15 protein-coding genes and 2 pseudogenes are annotated in these 19,025 nt (G+C 55.2%); 5 read left to right on the top strand and 12 right to left on the bottom strand.

The window, feature by feature from the left end; translation table 11 throughout:
- Nucleotides 1–42 precede the first annotated feature (42 nt).
- Nucleotides 43–1,239, bottom strand: coding sequence for a hypothetical protein (locus QN378_RS06825; protein ID WP_322183886.1), 1,197 nt, complete (start codon nt 1,237–1,239; stop codon nt 43–45).
- Between the two features lie 161 nt (nt 1,240–1,400).
- Here QN378_RS06825 and QN378_RS06830 point away from each other — a divergent pair, with 161 nt between their 5' ends.
- Nucleotides 1,401–1,637 (top strand): hypothetical protein, encoded by a 237-nt coding sequence (locus tag QN378_RS06830; RefSeq protein WP_322203571.1) that lies wholly within the window; start codon nt 1,401–1,403, stop codon nt 1,635–1,637.
- Between the two features lie 196 nt (nt 1,638–1,833).
- On the opposite strand, the gene QN378_RS06835 is transcribed toward QN378_RS06830, so the two are convergent.
- Nucleotides 1,834–2,919, bottom strand: a complete 1,086-nt coding sequence (locus QN378_RS06835; RefSeq protein WP_322183888.1) for a hypothetical protein — start codon at nt 2,917–2,919, stop codon at nt 1,834–1,836.
- A gap of 118 nt (nt 2,920–3,037) precedes the next feature.
- Here QN378_RS06835 and QN378_RS06840 point away from each other — a divergent pair, with 118 nt between their 5' ends.
- A complete protein-coding gene (locus QN378_RS06840; protein WP_322170222.1) occupies nt 3,038–3,532 on the top strand; it encodes a hypothetical protein in 495 nt (164 codons plus the stop codon).
- A 379-nt stretch (nt 3,533–3,911) separates the two neighbouring features.
- Here the strand turns inward: QN378_RS06840 and QN378_RS06845 are convergent, their stop codons facing one another.
- From QN378_RS06845 to QN378_RS23570, 5 genes and pseudogenes are all read right to left on the bottom strand, one after another.
- Complete coding sequence (locus tag QN378_RS06845; protein WP_322170221.1) at nt 3,912–5,273, bottom strand: hypothetical protein; 1,362 nt, start codon at nt 5,271–5,273, stop codon at nt 3,912–3,914.
- Between the two features lie 1,031 nt (nt 5,274–6,304).
- A pseudogene (locus QN378_RS06850) lies at nt 6,305–7,769 on the bottom strand (N-acyl-D-amino-acid deacylase family protein).
- A gap of 1 nt (nt 7,770) precedes the next feature.
- Nucleotides 7,771–8,631: a MurR/RpiR family transcriptional regulator gene (locus QN378_RS06855; RefSeq protein ID WP_322203575.1), complete on the bottom strand. Its 861-nt coding sequence runs from the start codon at nt 8,629–8,631 to the stop codon at nt 7,771–7,773.
- Nucleotides 8,632–8,642: 11 nt separating this feature from the next.
- Nucleotides 8,643–10,000: pseudogene (locus QN378_RS06860) on the bottom strand (gluconate:H+ symporter).
- Between the two features lie 179 nt (nt 10,001–10,179).
- Nucleotides 10,180–10,446, bottom strand: coding sequence for an ImmA/IrrE family metallo-endopeptidase (locus QN378_RS23570; protein WP_369124707.1), 267 nt, complete (start codon nt 10,444–10,446; stop codon nt 10,180–10,182).
- A 260-nt stretch (nt 10,447–10,706) separates the two neighbouring features.
- Between QN378_RS23570 and QN378_RS06865 the strand changes: the two genes are divergently transcribed.
- From QN378_RS06865 to QN378_RS06875, 3 genes are all read left to right on the top strand, one after another.
- Nucleotides 10,707–10,838, top strand: coding sequence for a hypothetical protein (locus QN378_RS06865; protein ID WP_322203578.1), 132 nt, complete (start codon nt 10,707–10,709; stop codon nt 10,836–10,838).
- 161 nt (nt 10,839–10,999) lie between these two features.
- Entirely contained in the window at nt 11,000–12,325 is a 1,326-nt protein-coding gene (locus QN378_RS06870) for an OprD family porin (protein ID WP_322203579.1), read from the top strand.
- A 519-nt stretch (nt 12,326–12,844) separates the two neighbouring features.
- The gene (locus tag QN378_RS06875; protein ID WP_322203581.1) at nt 12,845–13,738 is read left to right on the top strand and encodes a LysR family transcriptional regulator; all 894 of its coding nucleotides are present in this window, start codon (nt 12,845–12,847) and stop codon (nt 13,736–13,738) included.
- Here the strand turns inward: QN378_RS06875 and QN378_RS06880 are convergent.
- The 5 genes from QN378_RS06880 to QN378_RS06900 all read right to left on the bottom strand — a co-directional run bounded on the left by QN378_RS06880 (nt 13,728) and on the right by QN378_RS06900 (nt 18,889).
- Nucleotides 13,728–14,129, bottom strand: coding sequence for a RidA family protein (locus QN378_RS06880; protein WP_322203583.1), 402 nt, complete (start codon nt 14,127–14,129; stop codon nt 13,728–13,730). The two genes, QN378_RS06875 and QN378_RS06880, sit on opposite strands and share 11 nt — an antisense overlap.
- Before the next feature lie 311 nt (nt 14,130–14,440).
- The gene (gene xylB / locus QN378_RS06885) at nt 14,441–15,925 is read right to left on the bottom strand and encodes a xylulokinase (protein ID WP_323546625.1); all 1,485 of its coding nucleotides are present in this window, start codon (nt 15,923–15,925) and stop codon (nt 14,441–14,443) included.
- A 7-nt stretch (nt 15,926–15,932) separates the two neighbouring features.
- Complete coding sequence (locus QN378_RS06890) at nt 15,933–16,934, bottom strand: LacI family DNA-binding transcriptional regulator (protein WP_323546620.1); 1,002 nt, start codon at nt 16,932–16,934, stop codon at nt 15,933–15,935.
- A 59-nt stretch (nt 16,935–16,993) separates the two neighbouring features.
- A complete protein-coding gene (locus tag QN378_RS06895; protein ID WP_407074097.1) occupies nt 16,994–17,926 on the bottom strand; it encodes an ABC transporter substrate-binding protein in 933 nt (310 codons plus the stop codon).
- A gap of 54 nt (nt 17,927–17,980) precedes the next feature.
- Nucleotides 17,981–18,889, bottom strand: coding sequence for an ABC transporter permease subunit (locus QN378_RS06900; protein ID WP_322206868.1), 909 nt, complete (start codon nt 18,887–18,889; stop codon nt 17,981–17,983).
- Between the last annotated feature and the right edge of the window lie 136 nt (nt 18,890–19,025).

Raw genomic sequence — 19,025 nt, forward strand, 5'->3', positions numbered from 1 at the left:
TTACAGGCGAAGGGAAGGGGAGAACGTCCATTGGAGGCTCTCCTAGAAGCGCAGTTTTGGATATTCGCCGTTTTCGACAGCGAACCGAAATACGGCATGGCATGCAGAAAGGAAGGCTGCTTCAGTCTCGCACCGACGTGTTAGTACCTCCAGCTCGGGGTAGTCGAAGAACACCACAGGAACCTGATGTTTATCCATGAAAGCCAGAGCCCGCTCACTGTACTCCTCATACATGTCTGTGAAGAGCTCCTTCACGATCACTATGCCCACCATTGGCTTGTCAGAAAAATCGACTTGGATACTTTCACCGGATGGCAGTCTCAGTTGCTGAACCGGTGCCCGCAGAGCCGTCGAGAACGCGCCGCCAAGCTGGGATAACCCTCCAACGAGCTGGTTGAGCGATACCCGGCGTTTTCTGTCCATTGATCTATTGATCATCGCTTCCGTGTTGGGACTGTCCTTGGCCTGCAGGAAGAGATTTATTTCGCCGCCCAGAACGGCGACGTCGACAAGCTCTTCGTTGTCACTAGGCTTGATCGGGCCGTGAATGATTTCGTTGGCTGAGAACACCCGTTGCAAGAGAAACACGATATCCTGTTCCTGGTAACGGCCTGGCTCAGGGCGAACCAACGTGCTGGTCGAAAATCCGGATGATCCATGGAATGCGTGTTGATCTTCACGCAGATCGAAATATACGAAATCGCTAGGGAACAGCTCCTCACCAAGCAGAACGGGAAACGCTTCGCGGTCATCTGAATCAGTACGTATAGAGAACCATTGCTCCGCTTGATCAATCATCATGTGAGAATCGGGGTCACATAGCACCGGTAGGTCTCGAATTTTGGCCCGCAAATATGCGAGTGATGCGGATGCTCGACAGCTGAGCTGCTCCCTGTTGTGTTCATCGAGAAAGCAGACATCGAATTCGTCCGGTAGGTCAGCCAACGCTGAGCACAGGGAATCACTGGGCACTAACGGTGTAGTGATAGCGAGGGGATTGTCCAGATCGTCAAAAAATGCAGATATCAGAGCCAGGCCGTGCGTACCCTTCATCTCAACGGGAGCCAGGTACCACTTCAGCCCTTTTCGGGAGCGAGCCGTCAGTATGATCTCCTTCGACGTCTTTACTAGGAGTACGGCCCGTTGTTCCGTTAGATGATTTTCAGGCGCGACGGCGATGCCGCGGCCGAATGTGCGCATTGGCCCAAACAGATCCGGTCTCGTGAAGGTGAAATACATCCTTGCTCCTCAATGATGAATGCTCCGATTCGCACCGAATAGTAGATGGTGCTCACCGGCCACCCTCCCATGATTGTTTGAATTTTGTGACAGCCTGTGATGGGCCGTCAGCCAAGCCTGCGCCGGTGGCAATATTACTCTTCGCGTGGAGGGAGGCACCAATGGCAGTGTGGCAAGATTTCAGCCCGACGGTAGTCGTGGCGGGCACCAGAAGGAAGAAGAGGGCAGCTACGTCCTTATCGGCTTCGTGGAAAATGCTGCTTAGTGGATGCAAGGATGCCCACCCGAATAAGGGCGACTTCCAGCTGGAACACTGGCGCTTGGGCGCACGCTCCCCACGCTCTCTGGAACTGCCGAATTGTCCTCCCGTGCTGCGTGACGGCAAACAGCCCGACTAAGGATAGACAAACGTTCGTTCTGTTTGACCATCAAAAAAGGATGAGGGGTTGCGCCGTTACCCCGGCGGCGTTGGTTAAACGGGAAAGAGGGCTGCCATAGGCCCGGCAGTTTCCCTTGGCGTACGGCTGATTAGCCTCCAATAAACTGCGTTCGTAGGAGAGGGCTATAGCACTAGGTACCAGCACATTGAAACTTCTACGCCTTGACCAAGGTAAGGTCAGCTTCAGTTGCGAGTGCGTTTATGAACAGCTGAGGGATGTGCGACTCACCAGGATATGTCATAGCAAGTTGAGTGGTCGCCCGATTAAAGGCTTCACGAATATCCTGCCCAAAGCCAATTGACGCGTAAAACCGGGCGGCGAAGTCTTTAGCTGCCTCATCTGCTATGGCGCCGTCCATGCCAATGGCCGCGTGAACATGCACAGAACAACGTTCTGCCAGCTCCAAGGAATGGCAGCAATTGAAAACGGCTAGCTTCAGATAGCGGGCGCTCCCGGCTATTGCACGCAGCATTCCTTCCAGAGGTACCAGGTGGGGCTCACCATTTGGGCTCTCTAACACCAAATGTCCGGCACTTGTTCCATGCCCACTGAAGTGCATGACGGCCGGCTCATTTTCATCAAGCGCTTGGAGTAGATCCTCCGCACGAACAGCCCAGTGTGAGTTTACCTTCAGAGCGTCACGATGCTTAGAAGCGCGGATGTGGGCGTTCACCCCACGGATCTCGTTTTGGAGATCCAGTGCTTTTTCAGATTTGCGACCGGGATCAGCACCGAAAAATAAAATCAAAATTTGTTCAGGGAGTTGCTGAAGCTTGGCCACTTCACGCTCTAGATCGTCCGCTCGGGCCATTTGATTAGCTAGGCCAGATTGTAGGACGTTAAGTTGGCGGTTGCGTGACTGGATGTCTCGGTCGACCTGCTGATTTAGCCGTTGCTGTTCAGTTTGTCGCTTGCGGGCTGCTTCCTTTAGCTCCCGTTCCAAGGCTTTGTCGAGATGCTGCTGGTCTGCTAGAAGCCGAGCCATTTCACGGTTGATGTCGGCGACGATCTTCGCCGCGTCTACCTCAGCTTTGGTTCTCTGGCCGTCATACCGCTGCGCTTGTTGTTGCTTTGTTCTGACAGTCGACGCAGACTGGGCACGGGTCGCCTCCGTCTCGGCTTTACGGCTGGCTTCTCCATGCTTTGCCGCCTCGTGGAGTTTACGGGCGTGAGATTCCCTCAGGCGAGCAATGCGCTGTTGATGGGAACGTACCAAACCGCGATAGTGATTTGAGCTCATAATTCACCCCTTGGCTTCCTGGCATTCTGTACTGGCGCACCACTCATAGACGCTTCGCTTGAGCATTAGTTTTCATATACGGCGGCTTCTAACCAAGCGCAGACAGACGGACGCTCTCATGGACGAAACCCTGACCTACCTGAAAGATCGCTATAAAGACGAGCAGGCGCGATTCGACCATTTCGAGAACAAATGCGCTAAGTTCCTCACTGCTGTGTCGATTGTGATCGTAGCTCTGACCGCTCTCGTGAGCGCAAAGGGGAAGGTGATTTTCGCTCTCCATGGCCCCCTGGATGTCTTGGCTTTTGGGTCGTTCATCGCCGCCGCGTTCTGCGTCGTGTGCTCTTGGGGCCACGCCTTGAATGCGCTCAGAATACGGGACTGCCCATCGCTGCCCTCAAGCCGTGAGACCGCAGAATGGATGAAAAACGCTGCCCCTAATGCTTATAAACAGCACCTCTTTAACTGCTACATAGACACCTTAGAAAAATTGAAGTCAGCTATCGACGAAAAATCCAAACCCTTAGACTTTGCCTACAGCGAAATGGTCTACGCCGCATGGGCGTTGTCGCTGTTGGCAGTAATCAGCATTGGCAGGGAGTTATATTCATGAGCAACGATCAAAAACCTAAGAATCAGGAAAACAAAACGCCTGCGCCGCCACCTACAACGGAGTATCAACGACGCTCTGAAGAGAGACCAATCAACCATAAGGATCACCCTAGTCGGCGTTAGCCCAGGGTTGTGGACGCCGGGTGGTCGGTCGTGCGGAGCAGGAGACTCATTAAGCCGTCCTACTAGTTCGATCAACGTCTTCACTGGCGGCCCTGTGATTGCAAAGCCTACAGCCGACCCTACGGGGCGCGCCCTTAATGATCTCTCGCCGCGTGCGTCGTAGAGAGGAGGGCGCTAGCTCCTAGATGTAGATATTACGGGGGCTGAGGCAAACCAGGCCCTTCAGTGGCCAAGCTCCCACAGTTAACTTTCTACCCTCAGTGGGTCTGAAACCACTGGGATTTCGATATATCTGGTCGAATGCCAATATCTGGCCAGATGTCTGCTTTAGCCCCAACATCCTGGGAGACGAAACTCTTCGGAATCCAGCCTGCGCGCTTTGCCGATTCACGCAGCTCGGCAAATGTAAGCGAGGCACTGGGCTCAAGCTTGTCCGAGCCTTTCCAGTGCATCCGAGCCGATGCAGGCCTGTCGCGAAGGACTTGTAAGATGCTGGTGGTAAAGTCGCTGAGCTTTTCAATGAGGCTGCCGTACCCATAAGCATCGACGCCACGCATCAAAGGAAGCAGGTAGCTATGAGGACTCAGCAATTGGTCATGCTGGTGCCTGAATTGCGCATAACGCTGGAAGTAGGGCTGGAATTGAGCAGAAAGGCGGAAGCGTCGACCAAGGTAAAGCGGACTTTCGAAAATCCCTGGCCCCTTGGCAATCCCCAGCTGTGAAGCCAGGTAAAAGCTCGCAAATTCAGTTTTGGGCTGGTTTTGTACTGGATCGGATACTTCGAAGTCTCGGGGTTTGAAGTAAGAGAACGTTGGCTTGATGGTCTGTGTGGCACCAAGCGCCTTCATGGGAATGTCCGAATGGAGGGCCGCTGCGACGACGAACAAAAACGGTTCCGATTTCTCACTATAGTTTGTGAGCGACTCCGCAATACCCATCAGGTCAGAGAGTTGTTCCAATGTGAAGATTGTCCGCCGATTTTCTGTACGGGCTTCGAAGTCTTTCGGCAATAAGTCCCTAAAGGGATTTTCAGTCTCGGTACCTGCGGCAGTGTTATCGTAGGCATCGGCGAGCGACTTGGGGCTTGGCAGAGAATCGGTGAAGGCGAAATACTCCCGTCCATGCGTTATGAACCAGTTCCGATGGTGTTTAGAACTCAGACCTGGATCATCGCCCGAGAAGGTCTGTCGGATGATCGGACGCCATAGCGGATCGAGAGGCTTCTCTGCGAAATTCCCGCGGGTCTTTTTGGAGTACCGGCTACAACCCGGTGTCGCTACCCACGCAACCGGCGGTCTCATGATGAACTCTATAAAAGTTTTTGCGTCGGTGCCGTTCCAATCATCCAAGGCTTTCCCTCGGATTGACCAACTCCAGTGCATCATCGACTCTAGGATCGGGCAAAGCACTTTGTAGTGCCGGTCTTGGAATCCAGGCCGTCGAGATTGTGAGATGAGAAAGGACATGCCCGTTCGCCAGGCGTTGAGCGCATTCAGGTGCTCGGGAATTGTCTTTAAGCGGCGCCGGACTTCCAGGTTTATCGGTTGTTCAACGTGAGCATGGTCGTTAAGCAGACCTAGGGGTGGGAACAGAGGATAAGGAACTGTGGGCTCAGCCATAGATATAAGTCCTATGCGAACACGGTGACCGCCTGAAGTAAGCGGGAACTGAGTGACTGGTTCAGCTTGGTTTACCAAGTAAACAAGTCACAGCATGTAGATCAGCGCACCGTGCGTAAACGTCATGGAAGGATTCCTTTTGGGGACTCATGACGGAGTGGATGCCCAAGACACAAGCTGCAGCGAATAGGCGCAATGAGTGGCCAAGGTTACTCATGGAAATCGCAAGCGCTGAACGGTCAATCGGTTCTTCATAGACAGCGTACACTCAAGTGAGAAGCACGACAAAGATCACATTGGCGAGTGTCTGACTAGGCTTAAGCAAAAATAGTTGGTGGCTTTGGAGTTGAGATTCGCCGTCTTGTTTTCAAATCTTAGGATTCGATAAATCAAATCTCGCAATCTCGAAAGGCTAGAAGGTAGGGCTCAGAAGCTGTTGATTTGGTTGGATTCTTATAATTCGAGGCAAAGTCCGGTTTTTACCGACTGGTGACAGCGCGGTATCTGAGCTTGAGTTGAACGTAGTTTAACATAATATACATTATGCGAACCTTTAAGCTGTTCGCCTGTTCGCCCAATGCTGCTGATTTGAGGCCTAGCAAACACGTGCTAAGCCCTTAACACTTGGCGTAACGATTCCGCACTCTGAACCGAGCCGCTTGTAGTCGTCACGAACGCTAACGTGCAAGCATTCACCAGAGACCGACGATGGTCTTCGTCGACAGCCGGACGCACTCTGCTTTATCAGCTATATACCAATGACTGAAAAATTTGGTTTGTCTAACGGAATCAGCCATATACCGCTTAAGCTCAAAAATCATGATTGGGTGGTCATCTATACGGACTTCAACACTTTCTTAAGTGTAGAGCCAACTCGAAAAGTAACTTTATCGTCTAGGTCAGCGCCAATTTTATCCATATCAAATCCAACATAACGATGAAAAATTACCATAACGTCTTAGATATGATGTCCAGCGGCTTGCTGGCGCTGATGGTGCGCGCCAGCACTTACCTCGATATGGCAATGCGCTTTAACTAAACCCCATACGCAAATCCCCCTCCCTTGCCAGAAACCGCCCTTCTCTTTTACCGCTCGCCTGGCCTTCGCTGTAACTCAACACGCCATTGACCCACACCCCATCAATTCCTTCCGCCGGCCGCTGCGGTTCATGGAAGTCCGCCATGTCGCGGATGGTCAGCGGATCAAACAACACCAGGTCCGCCCAATACCCTACGCGAATCTCGCCACGCTTTTTTAAGCCAAAACGTGTCGCCGACAATCCGGTCATTTTGTGCACGGCGGTGTGCAGCGGAAAAAGCCCCACATCACGGCTGAAATGCCCGAGTACTCGTGGAAATGCGCCCCACAAGCGCGGGTGCGGGAAAGGATCCTCCGGCAATCCGTCGGAGCCAATCATGGACAGTGGATGAGCAAGAATTCTTCGCACATCAGCCTCGTCCATGCCGTAGTACACCGCTCCAGCCGGTTGCAGCCGTTCGGCGGCATTGAGCAATGACACGCCCCACTCCGCAGCGATGTCGATCAGATCGAGGCCGCCCAGCTCGGGATGCGGCATGGACCAGGTAATTGTGATGCGATGGGCGGCGGTGACTTGCTTGAGGTCTAGGGTCGAAGAGCTGGCCGCGTAGGGATAACAATCGCAGCCCACCGGGTGGGTTTTCGCTGCATGCTCAAGGACCGCTAACAGCTGCGGGCTGCGGGCTGCGGCCCCAGTTGCCGACACCGGCACACTTGAGGTGAGAAATGATCACTGGGACTTTCGCGTGACGACCTATCTGGAACGCTTCGTTCATGGCCTCCAGCACTGGTTCGAATTCGCTGCGCAAGTGGGTGGTGTAGACCGCGCCGAATGCCGTCAGCTCTTCAGTCAGTTGCAGCACTTCATCGGTGGACGCCGAAAATGCGCTCGCATAAGCCAGACCAGTAGACAATCCCAACGCGCCCGCTTCCAGGCTGTTACGCAGTTGCTCGCGCATCGCGCTGATTTCATCCGCAGTGGCGGTACGAAACAGGTCATCCAGGTGATTGCTGCGCAGTGCAGTGTGACCAACCAGCGCCGCCACGTTCAGCGTGGTGTTCGCCGCTTCGACGGCCGCTCGGTAATCGCTGAATTTCGGATAAACAAACGCCGCCGCCGTGCCAAGCAAGTTCATCGGGTCTGGCGGATCTGCAAGCAAACTGACCGGCGATGCACTGATCCCACAGTTGCCGACGATCACCGTGGTCACGCCCTGGCTGAGTTTGGGCAGCATCTGCGGCTGGCGGATCACCACCGTGTCGTCATGGGTGTGAACATCAATGAAGCCCGGCGCCAGCACTCGGCCCGCGGCGTCGACTTCTTCGATGGCAGTGGCGTCGTGCAAGTCGCCAATGAACGCGATGCGACCGTTCAGGATCGCCACGTCGGCGGGGTAACCGGGGCTGTTGCTGCCGTCGATAATCAGGGCGTTGCGGATCAGCGTATCGTACAACATGTCAGTCTCCCAACGGCAAGCGATCGTTGCCGCCACGGTAATCGTCCAGGGCCAGTTTGATCCGCCGCAGACGCTCTTGATTGTCTTCAGGATTTGCCAGTGCGAGTTCGGTGGCGAGTACATCAATGGCCAGCAACATGCCGTAGCGCGCCGCTGTGGGTTTATAAATAAACGATGTTTCAACGCCTTGCAGCGGCAGGAGCACATCAGCCTGTTGCGCCAGTGGTGAATCGGCGCGGGTGATGGCGAGAATCCGCGCGCCGTAGCTGCGCGCCAGCTCGACGGCTTCGATCAGTTCAGACGTTATGCCAGTCAGCGAGCAGGCGATCACGACGCGTTCGGTATCGAGGCTAGCGGCGGTGACACGCATCATTACCGGGTCATGGCACACCGCAATCGGGTAGCCAAATCGCACCAATCGCACTTGCAGCTCATCGCTGCACAACGATGAGCAGCCACCCATGCCGAAAGCGTGGATCATCCGCGCCTTGCCCAGTAATTTCACTGCATCGGCAAAGTGTGACTCATTGAAAGCTGCCAAGTGCTGACGCAAGGTCGATTCGATATCACCGACAATCTGGCCGTAAAACGCCGACTGCTCGGGTGTACCGGCCGGGTCGAGGAAACGGCTGCCGACGCCGCTGGCCTGGGCAAGTTGCAAACGTAAGTCGCGCAAGTCCCGACAGCCCACCGTGCGGGCAAAGCGCGACAGGGTGGCGGTGCTGACTTCCGCTCGCAGCGCCAATTCATCTAGGCTGGCAGAAGACGCAAATCCTACGTCATCGAGCATCAGCCGAGCGATGCGTCCTTCCCCGGCACTGAAGGAATCCTGGCGCGTGCGAATCTGGTAGAGGATGTCCATGGCGGCTCCGGCTATAGCAGGTAGGAAAGGCCCACGGTAAGGCCAAACGCGACCAGCGAAATAATCGTTTCGAGCACAGTCCAGGTCTTGAAGGTCTGGGCGACGGTCATGTTGAAGTATTCCTTGATCAACCAGAAGCCGCCGTCATTGACGTGGGAAAAGATAACCGATCCTGCGCCCGTCGCTAGCACCAGCAACTCTGGATGCGGATAACCCAGACCAATCGCCACCGGCGCGACAATCCCCGACGCCGTGGTCATTGCCACCGTCGCAGAACCGGTGGCAATGCGCATTAACGCGGCAAATAGCCAACCCATGATCAGCGGCGACAAGTGAAATTCATGGGCCAGGCTGACAATCTGATCGGTGACGCCGGCCTCCACCAGAATCCGGTTCAACCCACCGCCCGCCCCCACTAACAACGTGATACTGGCCGTCGGCGCCAGACATTCATTGGTAAATTTTAAAATCGATTCGCGGTTGAAGCCTTGGGCGATACCCAGCGTCCAGAAGCTCAGCAAAGTCGCCAGCAACAGCGCGATCACTGAGTTACCAATGAACAATAGAAACTGGTTCAGCCCGCTGCCCGGCGTGGAAATCAGATTCGCCCAGCCGCCGATTAGCATCAACACCACCGGCAGCAAAATAGTCGCCATGGTGATGCCAAAACTCGGAAGTTTGTCGCGCGGTTCACGGTCGAGGAACTGCCGTTCCAGCGGGTTCTGCGCCGGCAGTTGAATGCGCGGCACAATAAATTTTGCATAGAGTGGACCGGCGATGATTGCGGTCGGAATACCGATCAGAATCGCATACAGCAAGGTCTGCCCCACCGACGCCTGATAGGCCTGCACCGCCAGCATCGCCGCGGGGTGCGGCGGCACCAGTGCGTGCACCACCGAGAGCCCGGCGACCATCGGCAAACCGACCATCAGGATCGACACGCCGACACGCCGACACGCCGCGCTACGGTAAAGGCAATCGGCACCAGCAGTACAAAACCAACTTCGAAGAACAACGGCAGCCCGACCAAAAACGCGATACAGACCATCGCCCAGTGAGCGTTTTTCTCGCCGAAGCGGTCGATCAAGGTACGCGCTACCTGCTCGGCGCCGCCGGACTCGGCCATCATCTTGCCGAGCATCGTGCCCAGAGCCACGACTAGTGCGATATGCCCCAGAGTTTTACCCACCCCGGCCTCATAGGTGCCTACCACTCCGGACGCCGGCATTCCCGCCAGCAACGCAAGACCGATGGACACCAGGGTGATCACAATGAACGGATTGAGTCGGTAACGGGCGATCAGAACGATCAGCGCGATAATGGCGATGGCGGCATACACCAGCAGCCAATAGCCGAAGGATAGAGTCATGCGGTACTCCCCGAAAGGGTCACGTCGAATGGATTGTGAAATTCATAAATCATTTTTATGAATTATTTTCAAACAACGTGAAAGTAATTTTCGTAGACGGGTAAGAGTTGTCGCAAAGAGATATGGGTGGACGCAGTTTTTGAAACTCAGTTAGGCGGATTTTCATCGCCGGCCCTTGCTCACCGGCCAATGCGATACGTCAATGTAATCGCAGACACGTCCCACAACTTCTTGGCCTTTTGCACGTCAGCTGTAGTTCCGCATCCGCGGGCATACGTAAGAATGTTATCCCAAGGCATAAGGAGCGCTGATGCAAACACATTCGTTCCAGCCTCAACCTCTTTCCCCTTGCTTTTGCCATAACGGTGCAGGAGCAAATGTTCCAGCTCACGCGCCGCGTCCAACCTGCTAATGACGCACTCTCGTCGACCTGTCGAAATGCGCACTCAAATGGCGGTAGTCGTCAGTAAGCAGAAACGCTAGTACTGACGTAGAGAAACGCCGGAGCCTTGTTATTGGCTAGAGAATAAGGCGGGAGTGATGAAAATCCGCTTGACCAAGTTTCAAAAACAGCGACTACCCGTATCTCTTTGCGACAACCCTTATCCCTGTACGAAAATTACTTTCTTTTCGTTTGAAAGTTGCGCCTCGAAATGTTTTATGAGTTTCACAACCTATTCGGCGTGACCCTTTCGAGGAGTACTGCATGACCCATTTCTTCGGCTATCGGCTGCTGGTGTATACCGTCACCGCCACCATCGCGCTGATAGCCCGTTACCGACTCAATCTGTTCATTGTGACAACCTTGGCGTACCGCAGGCCTTTTTACTTGATCTAGCGCTTAGAGCGCTGGTCGCTCGAACACTTCGCTCACCCCCCAGTTTCAATGCTGATGATCACCCATCAGGCGCGTCATTGTGCGCGTGAAACATAGGTGCCAGCGATGGATAGCGTTCGTTTTAACACTAAAAAACATAAGAAAATTACCTGGAGCACCGTATGTTTAAGCGAGTAATTCCCACCGCACTCTTATTGGCGACAAGTTCCATGTGCGCCCAGGCAGACAACACTACCGCGCACGGTTTTCTGGAAGACAGTAAAGCCAGTCTTTCGTTGCGCACCTTGTATTTCAACAGTGACAACCGCGACGGCACGGCAGCTCCTTCTAAGACCGAGGAGGCGGCACAGGGTTTTTTGCTGCGTTATGAGTCCGGATTTACCCAAGGCACCTTAGGATTCGGGCTTGATGCTCAGGCACTGCTGGGCATTACGCTGGACAGCGGACACGGACGCCATTTGGGCAGCGGCATGATCCCGACTGACGGCGATGATGCCGCCAATTCTTGGAGCAGCTTTGGCCCGACCGCAAAGATGCGCATTTCCAAAACAGAGTTTCGCTATGGCACGTTGCTGCCTAAGTTGCCGATCCTGCTGTCGAATGATGCCCGCCTCTTGCCGCAATCGTTCACCGGGGCTCAAGTCACCTCGAACGAAATCAATGGCCTGATGCTGACCGGCGGTGTGCTTGAACACGCGGTCGGCCGCGCGTCGACAGACCGGACCGGTTTGTCGGTGCCGGGTGGCACCCAAGACAGCAACAAATTCTACTTCGCTGGCGGTGACTACAACATCACCAAAGACCTGAAGGCGCAATACTACTTCGCGCAGTTGGAGGACTTCTACAACCAGAACTTCTTTGGCCTGACGCATGTATTGCCCATCGACGGCGAAAGTTCGTTTACCACCGACCTGCGTTACTTTCGCACCACCTCGACCGGTGCCAATAGTTCCGCCGCCGGCCGCTCGCAAGGCTACCAGACATCGGGTTACACCAAGGATAACAACGGCGAAATTGATAACAGCACCTGGGTGGGAATGGTCACCTACTTCAACAGTGGTCATGCGGTGTCACTGGGGCATCAACATGTGGGTGCCGGTAGTAACTTCACTCAGCCCAACCAGGGCGGCCTGGTCGATAAAGGCGCCGGCGGCGGCAGCGTTTATTTACCGACAGACCGTATGATCCAGAACTTTGGTCGAGCTGGGGAGCAGACCAATTTCGGCCAATACAGCTATGATTTCGCCCCGCTGGGTGTGCCGGGTTTAAGGGCGACTATCGTGTATCTGAAGGGGACGGACATCAAGGCACAAAACGCAGGTGATCAGTCCGAATGGGAGCGCGACATGACCGTTGACTACGTGCTGCAATCAGGCTCGCTCAAAGGGCTCGCTTTCAGTTTGCGCAACGGCAAGTCGAACACCGAAGCGGGCCGCAATGTGGAACAGAACCGCTTCATCATCAACTACACACTTTCGCTGCTTTAAGCGCCAACGCGATAAACAATCTGGTCAAGGGGATGATTGATGCCTAGCTTGAGTTGCGCTTCTGTGTTGGCACCGACGCCAAATTGATTCAGTTGCCTAGATATCGCTGACCCGGTCTGATTCCTTGGGAGCCATTATCTATAGTGGATTTAGGCTGGAGGCCTGGACGCATCAGGCCCACCTGCGCAACCTACTTGCACGGTTCAGATCATCTCTGCGCTAGCCAATGCGCTGTCGGGGAAATCGAGAGCGATGATCTGGCTTCCGTTCTGGGACTCGATAGCAGCTCACCTTCCCATCTGCCTGAGCCGCTGGGGGATGCGAAGTCGTACTTGAACAAATCACCCGTTCAGGCGCGGCAGTGTCCGAGATGATCCTTTAGTTGTCCGGCACGTTTTCTTGTACTAGCTAATGCGGCGCCCGTCCTGCAGGGACAACTTCTGCGGGAACTTTGGAGCGTGGGCGCTTAATACATTGTATGGTTAATCCCCCCGTATTTTCGTTGAGACAAACAGCAGCATGAACCAACTTCTGGCTATGCGCGCGTTCGTCCGAGTCATCGAAACCGGCTCATTCAGTCGCGCATCCGAACACCTAGCGTTACCTCGCTCCACTGTCAGCAAGCTGATTACTGATCTGGAAAAACATCTGGGCATCAGGTTGATTCAGCGCACCACCCGCGCCCTCACCCCGACGTCTGACGGTCTGGATTACCACAGGCATGCGTTGCGCATAGTCGCCGAGCTAGACGAGGTGGACAGCGCTGTGCGCGGCCGAAAGCTCAAAGCACACGGCCACTTGCGGGTGGATGCTCCGGCATCTTTCGCCAACTGCCTGCTGATCCCCGCGCTAGTGGATTTTCATCGTGAGTACCCTGACATAACCATTGCCCTAGGGATCAGTGACCGGGCTGTGAACCTTGTAGGTGAAGGAGTTGACTGCGTGATTCGAGCGGGAAAGCCAGAGGACATGACGATGATAAGTCGAAAGATCACCGCACTTGAATACATCACCTGCGCAGCCCCCAGCTATCTAAAGCGCATGGGAACGCCGCTCTCCCCCGATGACCTGCAGAAAAACCATCTCAGAGCGGGTTATTTTTTTACATCAAACACGCTGGAACCGCTGATTTTCCAGCGAGGTACGAGTCGGTATGAAGTGGGTAACTGTGCTTTTACGACTAACGAAGGTAATGGCCTCAAAGAAATGCTGCTCGCGGGCATGGGCGTCGGGCAGCACTTTCAAGCGATTGTTCAACATTACATAGATGAAGGCCGGTTAGTCCCGTTGTTGCAGGACTGGTCGCGACCCGCGATGCCGCTCCAGATTATGTACCCACCCAACCGTCATCAAAACGCTCGTTTAAAAGTGTTCATCGACTGGGTCATTCAACGGTTCGGCGTCACGGGATGACTGCCGTTACACGAATCTCAACGCGCATGGCTGGCAGCCCAAGGCATTCAACACCTACCTGTGTCCAGATCGGCGCATGGTTGGGCATGCAGTGTCGGAACCACTTGACCATCGCCTCGTTCACCTCGGGAGGAAAACCGCCAACATGGTACGAGTTGACGTGAATGACATGCTCCCAACCAGCCCCCGCAGTTGCCAAAGTACGTGTCAAATTGCCAAAGGCTTGAGCGACCTCATCCGCGACGAATTGCGGAAAGTTAAATTTCTCATCCCAGCCGCCTTGTCCTGATGTTTCAATGCGGTTGCCGATTTTGACTGCCTGGCTGTAGTGCAGGTTTTCGCGCAGATAGTCGCCATAACCCGGAGTGACGAAAAATTCAGACTTGCTCATGATGTTCCTTTGGTTGCAGTTCATTACCCAACAGATACTAGTGGACTATACGACGGAAAATAATCCCGGGTTTTTGACATCACTGTTCATGCACATGGACAGTGATGAATGATGCTGAACCACCGCTATTGTTGTGCCTGCCCCACTTGGAATTCCTGCTTTTTTAGACGCTTGGTAGGCGTGCTGACATTACCTACCGACCCAATCGCCGTAAGGGCATTCTCGTCATTGAGACATCTTAGTTATGCTCCCTAAGGTTCTATCGGATCGGCCCAATCCCGGAGGAACTCATCATCGGCGAAGGTGTTGGATCAATCGTGCAACGCCTTCGCCGCTGACAATAATCCGCGAAATTTCTCATAGCGCTGATTCAAGGCAGGCTGTTGCTCGGCCCGTGGAAAATATCGCGTTTTAATCGGCATCCCGGTGTGTAGCAGTGCGTCGCCCTGCCCGTTCGCTAAAAAGCCCAGCGTGGCCGCGCCGATGCAGGCGCTGAGTTCACTGCCGTGTAGCGTGTAGATTTCCCGGTCGAGGATGTTTGCCAACAACTGCGCCCAATATTCACTGCGCGCGCCGCCGCCCACCAATGCACAAGTATTCACTGCCGCGCCTGCCGATTGAACCGCGTTCATCGCGTCCAGCAAGCCAAAACCCACCCCTTCCAGTACCGCGTAACCCAGCATCGCAGGTGAACAGTCGTAGCCCAGGCCCATGAATCCACCGCGCAGTAACGGATCGTTATGTGGCGTGCGTTCGCCTGCGAGATAAGGCAGAAAAATCGGGTTGGAAACCGCTACCGGTTGATCGATGGGCACTACCTTATGCACCCGTTCCAACAACGTTTGCTCGTCGGAGAAGCCCAATAGCTGAGTCATCCAGCGCAAGCAACTGGCGCCCGCCAACATCGCGCCCATGGTGTACCAGCGCTGCGGTACTGCATGACAAAAACTGTGCACGGCGTGCGTAGGATGGCCAGCCATGTGATCGGTGATCGCAACAATCGCGGCACTGGTGCCCAGCGTGATAAACGCATCCCCGGCATGGATGGCGCCGATGCCCACCGCAGAAACCGGGTTGTCGCCACCGCCACCAGCGATGACCAGACCCACCGGCAAGCCCAAGCGTTGCGCCGCTGAGGCCTTGAGCCCGGCGGACACTGCGCGCCCTTCCACCAGCCGAGGCAATTGACAAAGCACGAGCCCAGTTGCGCGAACCATCGGTTCAAACCAGTCACGCGTGGCCACGTCTAGCCACAAGGTTCCAGCAGCGTCCGAGACATCGCTGACCCGCTCGCCGCTTAGACGCAAGCGCAGGTAGTCCTTGGGCGACATCACGCAATCAATCTCGCTGAACACCTGGGGTTGATGCTGCTTAAGCCAAAGGATTTTGGGGGCGGTCAACCCGGCCATTGGCAGGCTGCCAGTCACATCGGAGAATTCAGGGTAATCCCGCGCCAATTGCTCCGCTTGGGCGCTAGCCCGTGAGTCATCCCAGAGCATGGCCGGATACACCACCCGGTTGTCATCGCCCAACAGCACCGCACCGTGCATTTGCCCCGATAAACCAATGCAGACAATGCGTGCATAAGCCTGCGGCTGAACCTGGCGCAATTGATCCAGGGCACTGAGACACGCCTGCCACCAGTCTTCGGGATGCTGTTCAGACCATCCCGGTTGTGGACGGCAAATCGTCAGTTTGGCGCCAACATGGGCCAGCACGATTCCACGCTCATCCAACAATACCGCCTTGAGTTCTGAGGTACCAAGATCGATCCCGAGCGAGACCGGATTGTTCATCACCATTTCAACGGCACCCACAGGAATTCCGAATCCGTAACGTAGGGGGTAATCGAACGGTTTGTCGTTTGCCCTCGGGTGATTCGATTCGTTTAAGCAGCAACTTCACCGCCCGTGCACCCAGCGCCTCCACCGGTTGCGCGATCACTGTCAGGCGCGGCACAAAAAAATCTGCCCAATCGAAATCGTCGAACCCCACCAGTGCCATCTGTTCGGGCACAGCAATGCCGGCGTCACGCAAGGCATGCATGGTGCCGATGGTCATCATGTTGTTAGCTGCCATGATCGCCGTGGGCGGTGAAGCCAACGTCAGCAATTGTCGTGTGGCCAACCGTGCAGGCTCACTGCTGGACTGGCCATTGACTAGTAATGCCGGATCAAACCGCAAACCCGCCGCACTCAACGCTGCCCGATAGCCTTCAATACGTTCCTCTGTGGTACTGAACCCGCGACGCCCGGCGACACAGGCAATGCGTTGATGACCATGTTCAATCAAATGCGCAACCAAGGCCTGAGAAGAGCGCTTGTTTTCTACGCCCACTTGGTCGAAGCCTTTTGCGGCAAACCTATCCACCAGCACTGTGGGAATCTCGTTGGCCTGCAAATACGCCAACGTCCGGTGGTGTTTAGTGTCCATGGACGGCGCCAGCAAGATGCCGTCTACCCGGCGATGATGTAGCGCTTTCACCACCCGCAGCTCCTGTTCGGGATCATCGTGGGTGTCTACAAATAACATCATGATTCCGTGCCTGGCCGACTCGGTTTCGATGGCATGCACCGTCTCGCTGAAATAGTGGTTGGACAGCGCCGAGATCGCCACACCAATGGTGTTGGTGGTCGAACGGGCTAACGAGCGCGCCAGCGTATTAGGGATGTAATCGAGGCACTGAACCGCCGACTCCACCGCACGCGCCGTCACCGGGCTAACCTTGCGCGTGCCGTTGAGCACGTGCGACACCGTTGATGTCGATACCTTGGCAAGTTTCGCTACATCATCCATCGTTACCACAGCGATTACTCCGCCCTTTCCATCACATTAAATGGGCCTTCTGTGGGAAGGCCCAGCTGTTAGTGCTTGGACCAACCGGTATACGAGGCAATGTTGTCCCGGGTAATCAGGGTCGGCGCTAGCAGTTTGATCTTGTCCGCCGGTGGCTTGCCGTTGAGCAGGTCGTAACCGATGGTCACCGCGTCCTGGGCCTGGGCCCACGGATCCTGGCTTGCGGAGGCCTGGATCGACGAATCGCTGGACTTCAGTGCCCCTTCGATATCCGGTGCGCCGTCAACTGAAGTGATGATGATGCCGCTGCGTTTCAGCTGCTTGGCGGCCAGGTCGCTGCCGATGGCCTGCGGGTCATTAATCGTGAACAACCCATCGATTTTAGGGAAACGCACCAGATAACCCTGCATGGCGTTCAAACCACCTTCCCGCGAGCCCTTGCCGTCTTGATCGTCAGACAAGACCTTGATCCCCGGCGCTGCCGCGAACACGGTTTTACAGCCATGAACTCGGTCGGTGACCGCAGTCACCTGCGGCCCATTCTGGATGATCACGTTGCCCTTGCCGGACAGTTTGTCGACGATGTACTGGCAGGCCAAACGGCCAGCCAAATCGTTATCGGTCTGCACAGTGGCATCCACACCCTTGGCGTCAACGTCAACAGCGACGACTACGATTCCGGCCTTGCGGGCTTTGCGGATGGCGGGTTCGATGGCAGAAGGATCCGTTGCGTTCAACAGGATCAAATCGACTCCGGCTGAAATAAAGTTATCAATTTGAGTAAATTGTTTGCTGAGGTCGTAATCCGCCGACACTGCGATCACTTTGGCTTTCGGATTGATCTCCATGGCCTTTGCCTTGGCACCCTCCACCAGCGCGACAAAATACGGATTACCCAACGAGCCAACCGTTATGCCAACCGCGTTCAGATCCCGAGCCTGGACACCTGCGGACAAGGTCGCGGCCAGCAATAACGTAGCAAAGGCAGGAAACTTCAACATGTAGTTCATGGCTTATCTCTTGTGATTATTGTGATAACGCTCGAGGTACAAAAATCAGGTTCGTGTGCCCGACTGACGATAACGGTCGAGTGCGACTGCGCCGATGATGACGATGCCTTTGATAATGTATTGCCAGATATCGGACACGCCCATTAACACTAGGCCGTTGGTCAGCACCGCGATAATCAAGGCCCCGATCAGCGTGCCACCAATGGTGCCGACCCCGCCGGTAAAGCTGGTCCCGCCGAGAATCACCGCCGCAATCGCATCGAGCTCATAGGATTGACCCAGCTGTAACCCGTTGGCCGCCGACAATCGCGAGGCCGTCATCACTGCCCCTAAACCCGCCAATGCCCCGGAGACCGCATAAACAAACAACAGCACTTTCCAGACTTTTATCCCAGATAAGCGCGCCGCTTCCGGGTTGCCGCCCACGGAGTAAATGTGCACCCCCATGACCGTGCGCCGCAAAATAAACCACGACAGTGCAACCACGCACAGCGCAATAATTATCAGCCACGGCACGCCCAACACTGAATCGTTTCCAATAAAGGCGAACGGTAAATCCGGGTTGAACACAGTTTTATCGTCAGCCATCAGGCGCGCCAAACCGCGCATCGCAGTCAAGGCGCCAAGCGTCACAATGAACGGCGGTAGCCGCATGAACGCTATAAGTCCACCGTTGACTAACCCCAGCAGCAACCCGAATCCAACTCCAGCGACGATCCCCAGCATGCCAAATTGAGGGGATGTCGACAGCAACATTGCGACCACCGCCGACGCCGCCAGAATGGCACCGACTGACAGATCAATCCCGGCGGTTAGGATCACAAAGGTCATGCCCGCCGCCAGCACCACATTAACTGAAGCCTGCTGGCTGATGATCGACAAGTTCTGCACCGTAAAGAAGTTTTCGCTCATCAGGGCGAACCCCGCCAGCAGTAGAATCAGCACCGGCAGCATGCCCACCGTACTCAGCCGCCCGCGAATTTTCTCGCCGATGCCACCCGCGACTGTCCCACGGGTTTCGCTGACAGGTACGCCCATGGCATTGGTTTTTTCGGTGTTTGGATTCATGGCAGTTCCACTTTGGGCGGTT

The sequence above is a fragment of the Pseudomonas sp. 10S5 genome, assembly GCF_035019745.1.
Lineage (GTDB): Bacteria > Pseudomonadota > Gammaproteobacteria > Pseudomonadales > Pseudomonadaceae > Aquipseudomonas.